The sequence below is a fragment of the Acinetobacter sp. ANC 5378 genome, from assembly GCF_013004315.1.
GTDB lineage: Bacteria > Pseudomonadota > Gammaproteobacteria > Pseudomonadales > Moraxellaceae > Acinetobacter.
Genome location: NZ_JABERK010000010.1, coordinates 52,480 through 71,782, shown reverse-complemented (window position 1 = coordinate 71,782; position 19,303 = coordinate 52,480). Strand labels below are relative to the sequence as shown.

Below are 19,303 nucleotides of genomic sequence, written 5' to 3'. Positions count from 1 at the left end.
TATGCATCCCTTGAATGAGGTGGACTCAAAAATAAATCATGTAGTGCATTAGCTCTAACACACTACATTTATACTCAATCTGCTAAGACTTAGCGAATGGCTTAAAACTTATAGTTAAAGGTTAAAGTAGCTGAACGCGGTTGTCCTAATATCACACGACCACCACCATTGTTCAGGGTGCTGATGTATTCCTTGTCTGTCAGATTGTAAACATTCAGGTTAACCGAAGCATTGTTATTGAAGCTGTAACCTGCCATGGCATCAAACACCACATAGCCTGGAATATTGGGCATATTCGCCGCTGCAGTACTGTCGGTAATCACACGTTTTTGTTCGTCTACATAGCGTGCGCCCAGACCCAGTTTAAAACCGGCAACATCATAGGTCGACCATAGGCTTGCAGTCCATTCTGGAGACCAGCGAACATTATTGGTTTGGGTAATTGCTCCGGTGGTGGCATTGACACTTAACTGGTCTTCTTGTTCAGTTTTCATATGTGCAACACCGGCAGACACATTCCATGCATCGGTGATTTTACCTACAGCACTGAGTTCTACACCTTTGACGGTGGTTTTACCTTCCTGAATAGATTCTTGGGTAATGGCATCTTGAGTAAACTGGTTTTCATTTTCAGTGTAATAGGCTGCAGCATTGATTGCCAATTGATCATTGAGCAAATCCCACTTGGTTCCAACTTCATAGTGGTTGGTTTCCTGTGGTTTTGCAGCTGCACTGTTAATCCCTTCTGCTGAAAGGCTAAAGTTGGCACTTCCGGGAGGGGTCAGAGATTTGGCATAAGAGGCATACACACTGCTGTAAGCAGTAGGTTTATATAGCCCCCCGAGTTTCCAGCTGACTAAAGTATCGTGTGCAGCAAAATTGGCAGGCACTAAGCTACTACTGCCAGATGGCAGGGTTAAAGCATCATATTCAGTGTCATAATAATCGACTCGTACCCCACCATTCAGCTGGAAACGTTCACCAAATTTGAGCGTATCAAATAAATACGCTGCGGCAGTATCTGTTTCGCCATTGGTATAACCACCTGTATAAACTAAGCCCGGTAGGACTTGATTGCGATCAGGGCTGTACAGATTCGCCGGTATAGGGGTAACAGTAGTTTGCCCCGGTATTTGCGTAGCTAGGGTTTTGTTATGTTGCTGTTCTTTTAGGAATTCCAGACCTGCAACAACATCATGTTCAATAGCACCGGTTTTTAAATTCAAATTTAAAGTAGTCTGGTTAGCCAGAATCTTATTTTCCTGATCCACCCCTTGGCGAGAGCGGCTCACTGTCCAGTCATTCGGATTAGTCGAACCGTTGGTGCTCAGGCTATTAATCCCGGTTAATACCCGTTGCATGTTGGTTTTGCCTGCACGGGTAATATTGGTCAGTTTGACGTTTTCAGCCAGATCATTTTCAATTTTTGCCGTGTACATGTCTGCATCGACATCTTCATGATCATTGGCTTGGCCATAATAATTTTCACGGCTGACTTTAGGTGCTGAAGCTAAAGCGGAATCTGCATTATAAAAACCTTTCATGCCGACAGTCGGAATACCGCCATCCGGAATATTACGTTGACGAATATGCTGTGAATAGAGATATAGGCGGGTATCGCTATCTAGACCGAAAGCAATTGAAGGGGCAATGGCCCAGCTATTGTTTTCAATAAAATCGCGGCCTTCAACACCGCCGTCTTGTCCCATCGCATTTAAACGAAAAGCAGTACCGCCATTGATGACTTGATTCATATCGGCAGTGAGACGGGCATGTTCAGCAGTATTATAAGTGGCAGAAACTTCACGACTATTTTCTGCATGAGGCAGTTTTGTGGCGAGGTTAATATAACCTGATGCCGACCCGCGTCCTGCTTCTGCTCCAGAAGGACCTTTGACTACTTCAATCTGTTCCAGATTAAATACATCCCGAGTAACAGCACCCAGATCACGAATACCATCGACATAGGTAGAAGTTTGGGTTGAAAAACCGCGCATTTGGAAAGTATCACCGGCACTGGTATTGCCATTTTCACCGAGCTGCAGGGTAATTCCCGGGGTATTTCTTAAGGCTTCAACCAGAGATGTTGCACCTTGTTCTTTTAATAATTCTTTTTTAATGACTGAAACGGTTTGCGGGGTATCTACCAGGGGTTGAGTATATTTAGGCGAGCTCACTTTATCTGCTTTATATTTATTTTCCGCATCTGACTTTACTGTAATAGTTGGAAGCTGAGTCACATCTTGTGTATTTGCTGCATGAGCCATGAGGGGCAGAGATGCAGCTAAAGCAACCAGTTGAGCATTTCGATTGTGTTTACGGCTTTTAATCTGTGCCATGGTAGGTAATCCCTAATATCGTTGTGACAGAATTCCATTACTGCCTGCGAATTTTAAAATCGGCAAAATAGCAGCAAAAGTGGAGATATTGTTATGGCCTGTAACAATTGATGCGAATTCTAATGATAATTATTATCATTAACAATAGTGATAAGTATTTAATGATGATGAAACTGGATGGAAATATGACTTAATTCGCGCTTATTTATTAGATAAAGCAATCATGCTTAAAGGGAAAAACGATGCCAAAGAAGTTAAATTTGACTAAAAGATAAAATAATTAAGTATTCAGATACTTGTAAGTTATTGGCTAGGCTGCCTGATATTAAGTTTCAGCAGCCTTTTTTATTTTGGCGTTATAAAGCTTAAAGTTCAGCCCATTTACGCATTAAATTATGATAAAGATTGGTCAGCTTGATCACTTCATCATGTTGATCACCCAACTGCATACGCAGGTTCTGAATGCTCTGATCAAGATTAAATAACATATGACGTTCTGCTTCATCACGAATCATACTTTGCACCCAAAAGAATGATGCCATACGGCAACCTGAGGTCACAGGTGTTACCTCGTGCAAACTGGTCGATGGATAGAGAATCATATCGCCGGCCGGAAGTTTAACTTCATGGTAGCCATATGTGTCTTCTATGACTAAATCGCCACCTTCATATTCATCTGGTTCGCTCAAAAAAACCGTACAGGACAAATCGGTTCTTAAGCGCTCATTGGTTCCCCGGATTCGACGAATTGAATTATCAACATGAAAACCAAAGGCTTCATTGTTTTCATAACGGTTAAACAGGGGAGGAATGATGTCTAAAGGAATTGCAGCAGACAGGAATAATGGATGTTGTCCGAGTGACTCTAAAATAATCGTACTTAAATGATGGGTCAGCGGAAGGTCTTCCGGAAGCTGTTGGTTTTGTTTGACTGTAGCTGAAAGTGTACCCGCAGTGACTTTACCATTGACCCATTCAATTTTATTCATTTCTTCGCGGAAATATTGAACTTGTTCTTTAGTCAGGACGTTAGGAATATGATGAATCACGGCAATACACCTTTGGAAGAATGAATTTTTTTAGCTATAAAAATAGCCTCATTATTATGAGGCTATTTTAGATTAAATCCATAATTAAGTTATGGTTTTAATTGAACTTAGTATTTGAAGTTTAGCGATAATACTGCGCTACGGCCTTCTGCTTCAGTTGCATAATGTGATGAATATGCTTTAGTGAAATAGCGTTCATCAGACAGGTTGTTGACGTTCAACTGCAGGTCAACATTTTTGTTAACGTTATAACGCGCCATGGCATCGTAACGTACGTAACCTGGAACGTATTTGGTATTAGCAGCATCGCCATAGACTTTGTCCATAGCGGTTGCACCAGCACCTAAAGTTAATTGTGGTAATACTTGGTAAGTTGTCCAGAGTGTTGCTGAGTTTTTCGCAACATTTTGAACTTGATTACCATCATTAGTACCAGCACCATCATCGATAATTTCACTGTCTAAATAGGTATAACCAGCAGAAACTGCCCATTTATCAGTAATGTTACCGTTTGCACCAAGCTCAAGACCATCTACACGAGTTTCGCCAATGTTTCGTGTAAAACCATCAGTATCAGTAGCTCGTGTATTTGTTTTTTCAGTACGGAAAATAGCAGCTGTTAAGTTTAATTTATCATTAAATAAATCCCACTTTGTGCCAAGTTCTATGGTACGAACTTCCTCTGGTTTGAGGTTGTTGATTGCTTCAGCTTGTGCTTCGGTAGTATTACGTCCAGGAACAGAAATTCCTTCTGAGCCATCAGCAGCATCCACCCCAACTGGGTTGGCTGAAGTTGCGTAACTTGCATAGATAGAACCATTTTCTAATGGTTTATAAGTCACACCTGCTTGATAGTTAAAGAAATCACTGTCACTTACATATTTTTTGCCCGAAGCATGAATGTTTTGTTCAGTTTCAAATTTATCCCAACGAACACCAAGGTCTAATAACCATTGTGAATTTAATTCGATGTTATCTAACAAATAAACAGAAGTACTTTCGGTTTCTGTTGTACTTGCTTTTGGTGCCGCTGTAATAATGTCATTAAAGCGATCATGAGGGTTAGGATTATAAGCATCCGTACACCAACCGTTAGATGCTACTCCCGTACCTAAAACACAAGCATTTTCATTAACATTAGTTGTAGCAGCATCATCAGAACCGCCAATAGGCTGGCCAGTACGAGAAGTAACGTTATAGCTACCTTTATCTGATTCTTGTTTACTGTATTCTGCACCCGTATTAAAGCTATGTTTAAGAGCACCAGTATTAAATTTACCCGTCAATGCAAGTTGATCAGTAAATGTATTTGTATCGCTAATACGAGAATTTACTCGACGCCACACTTCATTATTTGCAATATTGCCTTTAGAGTCATCTGGTTGTGTCCAAATATAATCATTCTTCGAATTACTATAAACAGCTGTATTACTAATCGTTAAATTATCAGTTAGATCATGTTCTAACTTAATTGTACCAATCTGATTTTCTTGTTTTTGGAAATCACGATCCAACCAACCATAGTAAATACCTTGTTTTGCATTTAATGGTTTACCAGTTGTTACACCAGTATTAGGACCAGTTGAAGTCCAATATGGAACACCCGAATCTGGAGTATCGTCAGATTTTAAGTAGTAATAGCTTAAAGTTGCACGAGTAGGGGTGTCCAAACCAAAAGTAATACTTGGCGCAATACCAGCACGTGCATATTCAGCACCATCGGCTTGACCGGCTTTTTCATTTTTGTGGCCCAATACCGCAACACGGGCTGCAATACCATTACCAAAATCTTTGTTGCCATCCAAAGTAATACGTTGGTAATTGTCTGTACCTGCGCCAACAGAACCTTCTAGGAAGTCACCTTGTTTCGCAACTTTAGAAATCATGTTAATGCTACCGCCAGTGGTACCTGCACCACCCATTGCAGATGCAGAACCTTTAGTAACTTCCACTTGTTCTACGGCAAACATTTCACGGTTTTGCGAAGTTGCGCTACGCACACCATCGACATACATTGAACTTTCAGAGTTATAACCACGAATAAATGGACGGTCGCCATTTGGGTTACCACCTTCACCAGCACCTAAAGTAATACCAGGTACAGTACGCAAAGCATCGCTTAAAGTTGTCACTTGAGTATCTGCAATCAGCTGTTTAGAAATCACAGAAACTGATTTTGGCGTATCGAGCAAAGGAGCAACGAACTTCGTGTTTGCAGATTTATCTACTTTTAAACCTTGAGTTGTTTCTACTTCTGCTTGAGTACGAATAGTATCAAGTTGGGTCACTTGATCTTGTGCAATTGCATTCCCTGCCATGACTGAAAGTGATGACACAATCGCAGAAGATACGATTTTTTTGCGTGTTTTTATGAAGGCCATTTCTAACTCAAAAGGTGAACTGTGAAAATGTATGAGAATAATAATGATTCTTATTTTGTATAACTATTAATTTTGATTGTGGTTTACGATCATTATTCTTGTATTGATTTTTTTATCGAATAAAAGAATACAGTAATACAGATTTAAGTTTTTGATTTTATTTATATATCTGTAAAATCATTTAATGTTTAATTTTTGATTGTGAATTTTAATCATGCTTATATTAAGAATTTTTTAAGCAATTTGTGATGTCGAACCGTTAATTTGATGTTACATCGTGTTTTTTATATGGAGTAGGCGGCATTCACTCTTAAGGCACTATTTTCACTTGAGTCGAAGCAGCGCTACTAAACCTTGTTCGAGATCTCTTATAATGAAATTATACAAAGTTCATCCGTGTTTGTTTTGAGTGATATAAGGTTATGAACCGGATTTAAACAGGGAGTATTGGGGTGTTAGAAATTTTGTAATGCAATTAAAAAGTGATTTTCAGTGATTGAGATTGTTACAAGTTGAAGCACGTTTTTTTATTGGCAGTTACAAAGAGTGATGCAACTCTAAATTAGGATGCACGAACTCAATCAGCTCAGTACTCAAAATTAAGAAAATTTACGCTTTTAGCGAAAGAGCATACAAAATGAGCGTCTTTGTTAGATAAAGTGTTAGGAAATTGAAATAAAAACGGATTTTTATCAGAAGAAAGCTTAAAATTTAATGGTTAAATCATCCTGTTTTGTATATCTTCCAATGTTGTCATATAATATGGCACTTTCAAAATTGCAATTACTATTTCTATATCGAGGAAGCCATGCAAGTAACTTCTGAAGCGGTTTCGGGCGTTGCCCGTCGTTTAAATGTATCTGTACCGACGAGCCGTGTGAACGAGCAATTTGAAGCTCGTTTAAAACGCACTGCTAAAACTGTGAAGATCAACGGCTTCCGTCCAGGTAAAGTGCCTTTAAATGTTGTACGTCGTGAATATGGCGCAGGCATTTATCAAGAAGTTGTGAACGATGTCATTCGTGACACAGTATTCGAAGCAATTCAACAAGAGAAAATCAATGCTGTTGGCATGCCAAACATTGATAAAGTTGAAAACAAAGAAGACGCTCTTGTTTATCAAGCAACTGTAGAAGTTTATCCAGAAGTTGAAGTGAAAGCTTTTGACGCTTTGGAAGTTGAACGTAAAACAACTGAAGTCAACGACAAAGACGTTGACCAAATGATTGAAAACCTTCAAAAACAGCGTCAAACTTGGGCTGAAACCAAAGGCATGGCTAAAAAAGACATGCAAGTAACTTTCGATTTCGAAGGTACTGTTGACGGTGAGAAGTTTGAAGGCGGTACTGCTGAAGACTTTAAACTTGTTTTAGGTTCTGGTCGTATGATTCCTGGCTTCGAAGACGGTATCGTTGGTATGAAGAAAGGCGAAGAGAAAGTTATTGATGTAACTTTCCCTGAAGACTACCAAGCTGAAAACCTTGCTGGTAAAGCTGCACAGTTCAAAATCACTGTTAAACAAGTTGAAAAACCAAAACTTCCAGAAATTGATGCTGAATTCTTAAAAATCTTTGGTTTAACTGAAGAAGAAGGCGTTGAAAAATTAAAAGCTGACGTTCGCAAAAACATGGATCGTGAAGTGAAAAACGGTCTTCGTAACCAAGTTAAAGCTGCGACTTTTGACGCGCTTGTAGCTGCAAACGAAGTTGAAGTTCCGGAGTCTATGTTGGCTCAAGAAATTGACCGTCAACGTCAACAAATGATTCAACAGTTCACTCAACAGTTTGGTGCTCAAGGTGCGCAAGCATTTGACAGCAGCATGCTTCCAGATGACTTGTTCAAAGAACAAGCTGAGAAAGCAGTTAAATTGGGTGTGTTGGTAAGCAAAGTTTTAGCTGATGCTAAAATCGAAGTTGATCCTGCTCGCGTTGAAGCTTACATCAATGACATGGCTTCTTCTTATGAAGATCCTACAGAAGTTATTGAATACTTCAACAATGACAAACAACAACGTGCTCAAATCGAAGCTGTTGTGTTAGAAGATCAAATCGTTGATCACATTTTAGCGTCTGCTAAAGTGACTGATAAAGCTGTAAGCTACGAAGAATTGTTGAAAGAGCAACAAGCTCGTCAACAAGGCTAAGTTTAGCTGATCTAAAAAAGGCGCATCATGCGCCTTTTTTTATGTATTGGCTTATATTGAACGTGTCCTGAATTAACAAAGCTTATGCAAAAAATATCTGTTATTTAATTGGGAATATTTTGCAATTTAGACAATTATCCCTCATATTGTGACTATGAGTTGAGTAACAAAAAATTTAGGAATAAATAACGTATGTATGTTCCAACAATTGATAACGCTTTAGTGCCAATGGTCGTAGAACAGTCTTCTCGTGGTGAGCGTTCTTTTGATATTTATTCACGCCTTTTGCGTGAGCGTGTAATTTTTTTAACAGGTGAAGTTGAAGACAACATGGCCAACTTAATTGTTGCTCAAATGTTGTTTTTAGAAGCAGAGAACCCAGATAAAGATATACACCTCTATATTAATTCACCAGGTGGTTCGGTGACTGCAGGTATGGCAATTTATGACACCATGCAGTTTATTAAACCCGATGTAGTGACTTATTGTATGGGTCAAGCGGCATCTATGGGTGCGTTCTTGTTGAATGCCGGTGCGAAAGGTAAGCGTTATTGCTTGGAAAATGCCCGTGTGATGATTCACCAGCCACTCGGTGGTTTCCGTGGTCAAGCATCGGATATTGAAATTCACGCACGTGAAATTCTATTCATTAAAGAACGTTTAAACCGTTTAATGGCAGAGCATAGTGGTCAAGACTATGAAACTGTTGCAAGAGATACTGACCGTGACAACTTTATGACAGCCCAGGCTGCTAAAGAATACGGTCTCGTGGATGAAGTGTTAAGTAAACGTCCATAATTTTCAGATTTTAATATTGGAGTGAATATGTCCGAACATCCTCAAGGACAAAAGCATTGTTCATTTTGCGGTAAAACGCAGTCTGAAGTCGGGAAACTGATTGCAGGTGAGGACGCTTACATCTGTAATGAGTGTGTGGACGTATGCTTAGATTTAGTCCAGACCAGTCAGCAAGTCGAATCTGGTGATTGGGCAACTAAACCTTTGCCAAAACCACATGAAATTCGTGCTGCGCTTGATCAATATGTCATTGGTCAAGATGTTGCGAAAAAAACGCTTTCAGTTGCGGTTTATAACCATTACAAACGTTTAAAAGTCACCAACTCAGGTCATAAACCTGATGATGCTGTAGAACTTGCGAAAAGTAATATTCTGCTGGTTGGACCAACCGGTTCAGGTAAAACCTTACTTGCTCAAACTTTAGCGCGTCTTCTCGATGTTCCATTTGCTATGGCAGATGCAACGACATTAACCGAAGCCGGTTATGTCGGTGAAGACGTTGAAAACATCGTACAGAAACTTTTGCAAAAAGCGGATTACGATGTAGAGAAAGCGCAAAAGGGTATTATCTATATCGATGAAATCGACAAGATTACCCGCAAGTCTGAAAACCCGTCGATTACCCGTGATGTATCGGGCGAAGGTGTACAGCAAGCATTATTGAAAATGATCGAAGGTACGGTTGCCTCAATTCCACCACAAGGTGGTCGTAAGCATCCGCAACAAGAGTTCATTCAAATTGATACCTCGAATATCTTGTTCATTTGTGGCGGTGCCTTCTCGGGTCTTGAGAAAATCGTCCAACAACGTCAAGAAAAAGGCGGTATTGGTTTCACTGCGGACGTGAAGAAAAAAGACGAAACTAAAAAATTGTCTGATTTATTCCGTCAAGTGGAAGCGAATGACTTGGTGAAATTTGGTTTAATTCCAGAATTCATTGGTCGTTTACCGGTGATTGCAACTTTGGAAGAGTTGGATGAAGATGCACTGATGCAGATTCTGACTGAACCGAAAAATGCCTTAACACGCCAATACCAATATTTATTCGGTATGGAAAATGTTGACCTTGTATTTGAAGATTCTGCATTGCGTGCTGTTGCCAAAAAAGCATTAGAACGTAATACAGGTGCACGTGGTCTGCGTTCAATCCTGGAAAATTCTTTACTTGAAACCATGTATGATTTACCAAGCCGTACCGATGTCGGGACTGTGGTGGTAACTGATGCGGTGATTAATGGTGAAGGAAAGCCAGAGTTAAAGGCAGAGCGTCAACCTAAAGCAGAGACTGAAGCTGCGCCTAAAGTAGATTTGAAAGTTGTAAACTCTAAATCTGCTTAATTCGCTATTCGTCTGAAACGTGCGGAAAACTTGTGTTTTCGCACGTTTTTTATTTCCAAAAATAAAACGCAATGTTAATCTCAAACACTAGGCGTGGATGCCTAAATAAGATCAACTAACTCAGATCAATGTCGCGATCAATATAGCGAAAAATTAAGTGTTTAATTGAGTACAAAAATAAAAAATACGCGGTGAGGGAAAATCATGCGTGGAGTCTGTATTGCGGTCTGTGCAAGCATTATTTTAATGGGGTGTCATGGCAAATCTGCTGTTGAACATGCCCAAGTAACATCAACCCTAAAACCTGTTGATTTTAACAGCAAGCCAGGCTTTATTGAGCAGCACCGTCTCGGTATGTTTACCATTGGTGCTTGGGTCAACCAAAAATTAGGACAACGTTTTCAGCCTGTACAAGCACAAAATGATCAAGCAGCCATTGTGTATATGTACCGTCCTGACAGTAAATGGAACCGTCAAGAAATTGTGGCCTCCAGTCTTTTTATTAATAGTGAGCGCATTCCCAGTTTATTGAATAATCATTATTACTGGATTGAATTGCCGGCAGGAACGTATCGTTTATCGAGCAGTCGTCCTTTGGGTGCACAGCATTTTCAAAAGCCTAAATATTTAGATTTTACCGTGGAAGCAGGCCAGTCCTATTTTATTAAATATGATGAAGAAAATTTAAGTACCCGTCGTGAAGTTTCGGGACCATTGATGATGGTGCCTGAAAAAGCAGGTTTAAACGAAATCGCATTTACCCAGTTAAAATCGGAAAGTTTTAACTTTGTGGCTCAAGATCAAAATACAGGTAAAATACGTAAAAAAGCTCAAAAGCTTAAACCTGCTAAATATGATCCTGCGGAAGATGTGCAACTGACCACACCATTTAAATTGTGGAATCCAATGACTTGGTAAATACACACTCCTCAATTTGAAGCTGAAAATAAGTTTCGATTAAGTAAAAAAATTTATCTAGATTCAAAAAAAAGCACCCATTTGGGCACTGCTGTCCCATAGTTTGATTTAAATAAAAAACCTGAGTCTAAATCGTTAAAATATGAGTGCAAACAAACACTTTAACGACCAGGATTCAGGTTTTGTCACATCAGAATACCGTATTTCATCAGCTTATTAAACCCGTCGTGCGACAGGATTTTGAACAACTTGCTAAAGTACACCATGTTGGACAGAAATTTAGAGCGGCTTCAAGATGGGGTCAGTTTATTGCCATCTTGATGTCTCAACTTTCCTGCAGGCAAAGTCTGAGAGATATTCAATCCAATCTGGAGTGCCAACAGGAAAAACTGAGTCATTTCGGAGCAAAGTCTATTCCCCGAAGCACGCTGGCACGAATCAACGAGGAGCAGCCTGCTGCCTTGTATCAACAGCTCTTTTACAAGTTGCTTAAATACTATGAACACTCAAAAGTAGCCCATAAATTTCGCTTTAAGAATCCATTATATTCCCTGGATGCCAGTCATATTGACCTGTCGCTTTCCTTATGTGAATGGGCCAAAGTTCACGACTCAAAAGCCAGCATGAAACTCAGCATAGGATTGAATCACAGCAATGATATTCCTGAGTTTATTGCAGTTGAAAATGGTAAAGAAAATGACATGGTACAAGGCCGAAAATTCCAGTTTCCCGCTGTCAGCATTGTGGTCTTTGATAAAGGCTATGTCGATTATCAATGGTATGCGAATCTAAGCGCTCAAAACGTTAGCTTTGTGACACGTTTTAGACCTAAATCGGTGTATCAGGTGATCCAGCAACATCCCGTGCTTGAATCCAAAGGCATTCTAAAAGATGAAACCATTCAGCTAAATAGCGCACATGCCCTAAAAAGAAAAGCCCCCGTATTAAGAAGAATTGAATATAGAGATCAGCAAAGTGGCAAGCACTTTAGCTTTCTCAGCAATAACTTTCATCTAGCTGCCTCTACCATTGCAGCGATTTACAAAGACCGCTGGAAAGTTGAATTGTTCTTTAAAGCGATTAAACAGAACCTGAAATTAAAAGCCTTTTTAGGCCGAAGCAAGAACGCCATTCAGACGCAAATCTGGATTGCGATGATCGCCTATTTACTGGTAAGTTTCGCTCAACATTTAGGGAAAAAAGGCTGGACAGTTCAGCGCTTACTCAGAATAATTCAAGTGAATTTATTTGAAATAAAAACCTTAAAAGCGTTATTTTCACCCGATAAAGTCCCCATCAAACAAGAGGAAGCTTAAATGAGCTTCCTCTTGTAAAAATTGTGGGACAGCAGTGGCCATTTGGGTGCTTTTTTAGCGTGGAAAATTAAACCGCAGCAGCATCAACCACTGGAATTTTACCAATTTTCGCTTGCCAGATTTTTGGTGCAATTGCATGAATAGAGGTACCATTCACATCTACTGCAACAGATACAGGCATATCTTCAACTACAAATTTGTAGATTGCTTCCATACCTAAGTCAGCAAAAGCAACCACTTCAGCTTGACGAACTGCTTTAGATACCAGGTAAGCAGCACCACCTACAGCCATCAAGTAAGTCGCTTTATTGTCTTTAATTGCTTCAATAGCAGTCGGACCACGATCCGCTTTACCAATCATACCGAACAAACCAGTATGTTCTAAAACTTGGCGTGTGAATTTGTCCATACGTGTAGCCGTTGTTGGGCCTGCAGGACCAACTACTTCATCACCCACTGGATCAACAGGGCCAACGTAGTAAATGAATTTACCTTTAAGATCGACAGGCAATTCTTCACCATTGTTGATCATGTCAACCATACGTTTGTGCGCAGCATCACGACCAGTATAGATTGTACCGTTAAGAAGTAATGTGTCACCTGGTTGCCAAGAGTTCATTTCTTCTTGAGTGATGTTGTCTAGGTCAACACGTTTAGAAGTTGAAGAATCCCAAGTTACAGCAGGGTAGTCATCAAGTTTAGGTGCTTGAATGTGAGCAACACCAGTACCGTCTAACTGGAAGTGTGCATGACGGGTTGCAGCACAGTTCGGAATCATACCGACTGGTTTACCCGCAGCGTGACATGGATAGTCTTTGATTTTGATATCAAGAACTGTGGTTAAACCGCCAAGACCTTGCGCACCAATACCCAAAGCATTTACTTTTTCGAAGATCTCGATACGGAGTTCTTCCATTTGGCTTTGTGGACCACGACGAAGCAATTCGTCCATGTTGATTTCTTCCATCAATGCTTCTTTGGCAAGCATCATGGCTTTTTCAGCAGTACCACCAATACCGATACCGAGCATGCCAGGAGGACACCAGCCTGCACCCATGGTTGGAACAGTTTTAAGTACCCAATCCACGATTGAATCAGATGGATTCAACATCGCAAGTTTAGATTTATTTTCTGAACCGCCACCCTTAGCAGCAACAGTAATGTCTACTTTGTTACCAGGTACGAGTTTGTAGTGGATTACAGCAGGCGTATTGTCTTTGGTATTTTTACGACCAAAAGCAGGATCAGCTAAAACTGATGCGCGAAGAATGTTCGAGTTTTCTAAATAACCCTGACGTACACCTTCGTTAATGGCATCGTCTAAGCTCATCGTTAAATCAAATTTAACGTCTAAGCCCACTTCAAGAAATACGTTAACAATACCCGTATCTTGGCAGATCGGACGATGACCTTCTGCACACATACGAGAGTTAATTAAGATTTGTGCAATCGCGTCTTTAGCAGCTTTATTTTCTTCACGATCATAAGCACGGCTCATCGCTTGGATGAAGTCCTGTGGGTGATAGTAAGAAATAAACTGAAGCGCATCTTTTACCGATGTGATCAAGTCATCTTGCTTGATAATAGTTGTCATATCAAATATCTCTTGAGCGGGCTGTTAGCTAGCGGGCTAAATTATAAGATAAAAAGCAAGTTTTGTGGGCGTTTTGAATGATTTTTGGCCGAAAGTTTAATAGCAAATTTCAACTCAATTTAACTGTCATTTTTGTGGGGGATTTCTGTCATAAATATGACAAAAGGCTGTCGTATTTCAGTGGCAATATGTCATTTAAAGCAGCAATCAAAATAATTTAAATCTATTTTTTATTTTAACTTATTGAAAATTATTTAATTAATATGATTATTTTGAGCTGTCTTAAATATGGCAATATTGTCATAAATTTGTCATAAAACTTTTACATAATGAGCTCGTCAAATCTAGAGTGTTATAAGTGTATGATTACTGCAGTAGTTTCAGTCGTTGGTTTTTCTTTATATATCGCAGCGACATGGTTTTACGGTCAAAAAGAAGATCAGGCTTAAGCTCTATCTTCTTTTTTTTGCTTTAAATTTTATCAAAATAAAAACATTCTAAATCTTCAAATCTTCAAATCTTCAAATCTTCAAATCTTCAAATCTTCAAATCTTCAAATCTTCAAATCTTCAAATCTTCAAATCTTCAAATCTTCAAATCTTCAAATCTTCAAATCTTCAAATCTCGATCTAAATCTGCGTATACTCTTTTAAAAATATGAAAACATTGATGATGAAAGATCAGTCTGAACTTGCGCAAAATATTATTGAAATTTATAAAAAACATGCACGTACATGGACAGTATTACGTGGTCAATTCCTTTATGAAAAAGCATGGTTGGATCATTTTCTTTCGCTCATTCCAGAACATTCAACAATCCTTGATTTAGGCTGTGGTTCAGCGAAACCCATTGCAGCCTATTTAATTGCCCAAGGTCATTCCGTGGTCGGTGTGGATAGTTCCGATGTCATGATTGAAATGGCACAACAAAACTTTCCTGAACAGCGCTGGATTCAGGCAGATATGCGTCAGATAGATTTAGGACAAAATTTCCAAGGCATTTTGGCGTGGGACAGTTTTTTCCATTTGACTCCTGATAATCAGCGCAAGATGTTTGTTCAGTTTTCTAGATTAGCTGAAACAGGTACAGCTTTGATGTTTACCAGTGGGCCAAGTCATGGTGAAGTGATAGGGGATATGTTTGGTGAGGCTTTATATCACGCCAGTTTGTCGCAAGATGAATATCGACAATTATTAAAAGATTATGGTTTTGAAGTGGTGAAGATGGTCGCGGAAGATCAGGACTGTGCAGGACATACCGTATGGTTGGCAAAGAAAATTGATGAAAAATTCTAAATAAAAATGTGGAACAATAATTAAATAAAGAGCAGTTGGCATGATTAGAATATTATTATTAGGCTACATAACTTTTGGCTTGTTATATTTATTTGTTAAGTTTTGGCCGATTTATTTAGATAAGCCTTTTGATAAAGCACTCCATATATACTGGAATCTAAAGATATTAGATCAACCGTTGAAAGTAAGCTCAATATTTCCTTATAGTGATACTGTTTGTATATTAGGATCTTATCAAAGTCTCACTGATCCCGAATTCCATAAATATTTTTCGAAAAAAATACTCAACGATAACCAAAAGTATTTGGGAAAAATAGCATCTTATCCTGATCAGAGTCTTTACCTCGTAGGCTTTAGAGACAATAAAATTCAGCAAATTTTTAGGTCAAGTTTTTTTGACGCTAACAGTAAAATTCCCTGTATGAAATCTGATGGAAATATTTTTCTCGTTAAAACGAATGATCCAACTATAAGAAAGATAAGAGTCGCCTTAACCGATTAATTTCAGCTAAATCATCCGCTATTTAAAAATAATGGTTGTTATATGGAATCCGCATAAAAAAACCACCCAATTTTTCAATCAGGTGGCATGGAGAACTTGATTTTAAGCGTTATTGAGCAGCTTGTTGCTCTGCCTGAATCGCAGTCAAAGCAATTGTGAACACGATGTCATCGACCAATGCCCCACGTGACAAGTCATTCACCGGTTTATTTAAACCTTGCAACATTGGTCCTACACTCACCACATTCGCAGCACGTTGTACGGCTTTGTAAGTGGTGTTACCGGTATTTAAGTCAGGGAAAATAAACACATTGGCACGACCGGCAACAGGTGAACCTGGTGCTTTTGATTGACCTACACTTTCAACCGATGCCGCGTCGTATTGCAATGGACCATCAATCAGCAAATCAGGACGACGCGCTTTAGCAATACGTGTTGCTTCAGCCACTTTCTCTACATCTGCACCCGTACCAGAAGTACCAGTGGAGTAAGAAATCATGGCAATACGTGGGTCAATACCAAAGGCTTTTGCTGAATCTGCCGATTGAATTGCAATTTCAGCCAGCTGTTCAGCATCCGGATCAGGATTGATTGCACAGTCACCGTAAACGTAGACTTCATCTGGCAACAACATAAAGAACACAGAGGATACTAGTGAGTAATCAGGAGCCGTCTTAATCAGCTGGAATGCAGGACGAACTGTATTCGCTGTGGTGTGTACTGCGCCAGAGACTAGTCCATCAACTTGATCGAGAGCAAGCATCATGGTACCCAGTACAACGGTATCTTGCAGTTGTTCACGTGCTTGTAATTCGTTAATTTTACCTTTGCGCAACGCCACCATTTTTTCGACGTAATTGATGCGAATCAGATCCGGATCGATAATTTCAAGATCATGCGGCAATTCGATATTACGTGCTTTGGCAACCTCAATCACAACTTCAGGTTTCGCCAATAAAACACAGTGTGCGATACCACGCGCTTGGCAAATGGCTGCTGCTTGAATGGTACGTGGTTCATCACCTTCTGGCAGGACAATACGTTTTTTCGCCGCAATTGATTTTTGAACCAATTCGTGGCGGAAAGCAGAAGGGGACAAACGTGGTTTGTATGAACCATTCAGGATTTGTACCAGCCAATCCAGATTAATGTGACTGGATACGAAGCGCGTCACCTGTTCTGCACGTTCAGTATCATCGACTGGAATTTCATTACTTAAATTTGAAAGACTTTGAGCAGTTTCAAAGGTGCTTAATGAAGTATGCAGAATCGGTAGGCCATTTTTAATTGCAGCTTGGCAGAATTCTAGAACAGTTGCATTCGGTTCATGGCGTTCTGTCAACACTAATCCTGCTAGGGGAATACCATTGCAACTTGCCAAACTACTTGCCAATAAAACATCAATACGGTCAGATGCGCTAATGATCAGTTCACCGGCCACAAATTTATTCAGTTCATGTTCAATATTTGAAGCAATTAAACTGCTGTGTAATACACGACGCTGTGAGGCTTCACCCTTGTTAATCCATTCTGCTGAAATATGTGCTGCCAGATCAGAGATGCGCGGAACACTCAGGGTGTTACTAAACGGCACTAAACCAATCACTGGAAGATGTTCAGAACCAATATGCGCATGGGTTTTTTGAATCGCTGCAACAAATTTATTGGTGTCGCTAATTAAGCGGATACTTGGATCAAGCGTGACAGGAATTTGTGCAGAATCTTCAGGCAAACCTTTGGTGCGCATAAAGAGCACACCGGCAGTGCGGTCATTGGCAGCACCGCCTAAACGGCGTAATTGCGTATCCACTTTGTCGGCAGTCGCGACAGGGTTATTCACATCTGCATTGCTCACCACAATGACTTGGGCATCCAAGGCTTTGGCTAAAGTTGCATTAAATTCTGCTGCAAAAGCATCGCGACTGGTCGGGACTAAGCCCATCACAATAATGACATCATGCTGTTTTGCAATTTGGCGATGCAGGCGTACAGCCTCTTCAAGTAACTCATCACTTTCACCCAGACTCAGTCGCTGGATGAGATTTTCATAAGCAATCGGTTCAACCGTTTCGCTTTTGGATAAATGACGATACAGCGCTGTTGTACCATCTATTTGCTGATTTTTTTCTTGTGAAAAAGGTTTAAGAAAACCGGCTTTCACACCTTGGCATTCCAAAGCGTAAACTAGGCCTAGACTGGCTGAAGTTAATCCTACGCCTTCCCCGGTTGGAACTAATAAAATTGTTTTCATAGCTTGATTCTAAATAAAAAGGATTCAATGATGAGCATCATAAAATGTGCGATGGCTTAAGCCATCGCAACATCAGCTTCAAACTTTTTTGCAGCGAATTGACTCACCTCATTCACAACATGCTCAGTTTCTTGCGCGATGCGACCTTCTTCATCAGTAGGAACAACCCAGATTTGCGGACCTGTACCTGCATCGATACGGCCTTCCGTTCCGCGTTTCAAGTTGTCGTTTTGTTCTTTGCTTAAGTTGAAACCGAAATGAGGTAAGTAAGCCATGGTTTTTTCGCGGATATAAGCCGAGTTTTCGCCAATACCGCCGGTAAAGAACAGACCATCAAGACGTGGCAAGCCACAGCTTAAAGCAGCCAGAGATTTAGCGAGACGGTAGCAGAATACTTCAATCGCAATCGTGGCATCTTCATTGCCTTGTTGTGATGCTTCAATCAGGGTACGCATGTCATTTGAAAGATTGTCTGATAAACCGAGCAAACCACTTTCTTTGTTAAGCATCTTGTCAATTTTGTAGAGATCCCAGCCAAGGTTAGCAGCCAGGAAGCTGTGCAAACTTGGATCGACATCACCGCTACGGGTGCCCATAACAATGCCTTCAAGTGGGGTTAGACCCATAGAGGTATCCACACTTTGACCATTCCAGATTGCACAGGTCGAGCTACCGTTACCTAAATGTGCTGTTAACCAGCCACCTTGTTTAAAGCTGCCAGCCAGCTCTGAACCACGTTCAGATACATAGGCGTGACTGGTTCCGTGGAAACCGTAACGGCGGACATTGTGTTCGGTGTATAGGAATTTTGGTAATGCATAACGGAAAGCATGTTCCGGCATAGTTTGGTGGAATGCCGTATCAAATACCGCCACTTGTGGCAGGTCTGGGAAAAGACGTTTGGTTGCTTCAATACCCACTAAATGCGCAGGGTTGTGCAGCGGTGCAAGTGGCGTTGCTGCACGGATTTTTTCAATAATATCGTCAGTCAACAATTCTGCTTTGGTGAGCGTACCACCATGCACGATACGATGACCGATTGCGTCAGGTTTATAATTAGCTAAACGCTCTAAACCTACTTCTAACGCTTCTTTATGATCAGCATTCGGAATACGGATATCAACAGGTTCATTGCCTACAGTCACACCTTTAATCCGCGCTTCAGGCGTACCCAAGTTTTCAGCCAAACCATGGATGCGGAATTCTTGATCTTCAAGCAATAATGCAAATTTAATCGATGAAGAGCCGCAATTGATGACGAGTACTGATTTAGGCATGACGTATTCCTTAACTAAAAATTATCGTACTTGAATTGTTGTATTACCCCTGATCGTTGATATTCATTTTGCTAGGCATCATCCGATCTGTTTAATAGTTG

General features: G+C 40.2%; 13 protein-coding genes. 7 read left to right on the top strand and 6 right to left on the bottom strand.

Annotated features, from left to right (window positions below; genetic code table 11):
* Positions 1-101 precede the first annotated feature (101 nt).
* From HLH16_RS02710 to HLH16_RS02700, 3 genes are all read right to left on the bottom strand, one after another.
* Positions 102-2,339: a catecholate siderophore receptor Fiu gene (locus HLH16_RS02710; protein ID WP_171528143.1), complete on the bottom strand. Its 2,238-nt coding sequence runs from the start codon at positions 2,337-2,339 to the stop codon at positions 102-104.
* A 365-nt stretch (positions 2,340-2,704) separates the two neighbouring features.
* Positions 2,705-3,388, bottom strand: coding sequence for a Fe2+-dependent dioxygenase (locus HLH16_RS02705; RefSeq protein ID WP_171528142.1), 684 nt, complete (start codon positions 3,386-3,388; stop codon positions 2,705-2,707).
* Between the two features lie 107 nt (positions 3,389-3,495).
* Positions 3,496-5,769 carry a TonB-dependent receptor gene (locus tag HLH16_RS02700; RefSeq protein WP_171528141.1) on the bottom strand — a complete coding sequence of 758 codons (2,274 nt, stop codon included), beginning with the start codon at positions 5,767-5,769 and terminating at the stop codon, positions 3,496-3,498.
* 808 nt (positions 5,770-6,577) lie between these two features.
* On the opposite strand from HLH16_RS02700, the gene tig reads away from it, so the two are divergent.
* The 5 genes from tig (at position 6,578) to HLH16_RS02675 (ending at position 12,282) form a co-directional block, all read left to right on the top strand.
* Positions 6,578-7,912, top strand: a complete 1,335-nt coding sequence (gene tig / locus HLH16_RS02695) for a trigger factor (protein WP_171528140.1) — start codon at positions 6,578-6,580, stop codon at positions 7,910-7,912.
* Positions 7,913-8,104: 192 nt separating this feature from the next.
* Positions 8,105-8,710 carry an ATP-dependent Clp endopeptidase proteolytic subunit ClpP gene (clpP, locus tag HLH16_RS02690; RefSeq protein WP_131287347.1) on the top strand — a complete coding sequence of 202 codons (606 nt, stop codon included), beginning with the start codon at positions 8,105-8,107 and terminating at the stop codon, positions 8,708-8,710.
* 27 nt (positions 8,711-8,737) lie between these two features.
* Positions 8,738-10,048, top strand: a complete 1,311-nt coding sequence (clpX, locus tag HLH16_RS02685; RefSeq protein WP_171528139.1) for an ATP-dependent protease ATP-binding subunit ClpX — start codon at positions 8,738-8,740, stop codon at positions 10,046-10,048.
* Positions 10,049-10,252: 204 nt separating this feature from the next.
* Positions 10,253-10,966 (top strand): DUF2846 domain-containing protein, encoded by a 714-nt coding sequence (locus tag HLH16_RS02680; RefSeq protein ID WP_131287343.1) that lies wholly within the window; start codon positions 10,253-10,255, stop codon positions 10,964-10,966.
* Between the two features lie 182 nt (positions 10,967-11,148).
* Positions 11,149-12,282 carry an IS4 family transposase gene (locus HLH16_RS02675; protein ID WP_171528138.1) on the top strand — a complete coding sequence of 378 codons (1,134 nt, stop codon included), beginning with the start codon at positions 11,149-11,151 and terminating at the stop codon, positions 12,280-12,282.
* A gap of 67 nt (positions 12,283-12,349) precedes the next feature.
* On the opposite strand, the gene HLH16_RS02670 is transcribed toward HLH16_RS02675, so the two are convergent.
* Positions 12,350-13,876 carry a fumarate hydratase gene (locus tag HLH16_RS02670; protein ID WP_171528137.1) on the bottom strand — a complete coding sequence of 509 codons (1,527 nt, stop codon included), beginning with the start codon at positions 13,874-13,876 and terminating at the stop codon, positions 12,350-12,352.
* Between the two features lie 672 nt (positions 13,877-14,548).
* Here HLH16_RS02670 and HLH16_RS02665 point away from each other — a divergent pair.
* Both HLH16_RS02665 and HLH16_RS02660 read left to right on the top strand, forming a co-directional pair.
* Positions 14,549-15,172 carry a class I SAM-dependent methyltransferase gene (locus tag HLH16_RS02665; RefSeq protein ID WP_171528197.1) on the top strand — a complete coding sequence of 208 codons (624 nt, stop codon included), beginning with the start codon at positions 14,549-14,551 and terminating at the stop codon, positions 15,170-15,172.
* Between the two features lie 40 nt (positions 15,173-15,212).
* Positions 15,213-15,674, top strand: coding sequence for a hypothetical protein (locus HLH16_RS02660; RefSeq protein ID WP_171528136.1), 462 nt, complete (start codon positions 15,213-15,215; stop codon positions 15,672-15,674).
* A 109-nt stretch (positions 15,675-15,783) separates the two neighbouring features.
* Here HLH16_RS02660 and pta read toward each other — a convergent pair whose 3' ends face one another.
* Positions 15,784-17,925 carry a phosphate acetyltransferase gene (gene pta, locus HLH16_RS02655; protein WP_171528135.1) on the bottom strand — a complete coding sequence of 714 codons (2,142 nt, stop codon included), beginning with the start codon at positions 17,923-17,925 and terminating at the stop codon, positions 15,784-15,786.
* 56 nt (positions 17,926-17,981) lie between these two features.
* Positions 17,982-19,202, bottom strand: a complete 1,221-nt coding sequence (locus HLH16_RS02650; RefSeq protein ID WP_131290336.1) for an acetate/propionate family kinase — start codon at positions 19,200-19,202, stop codon at positions 17,982-17,984.
* Between the last annotated feature and the right edge of the window lie 101 nt (positions 19,203-19,303).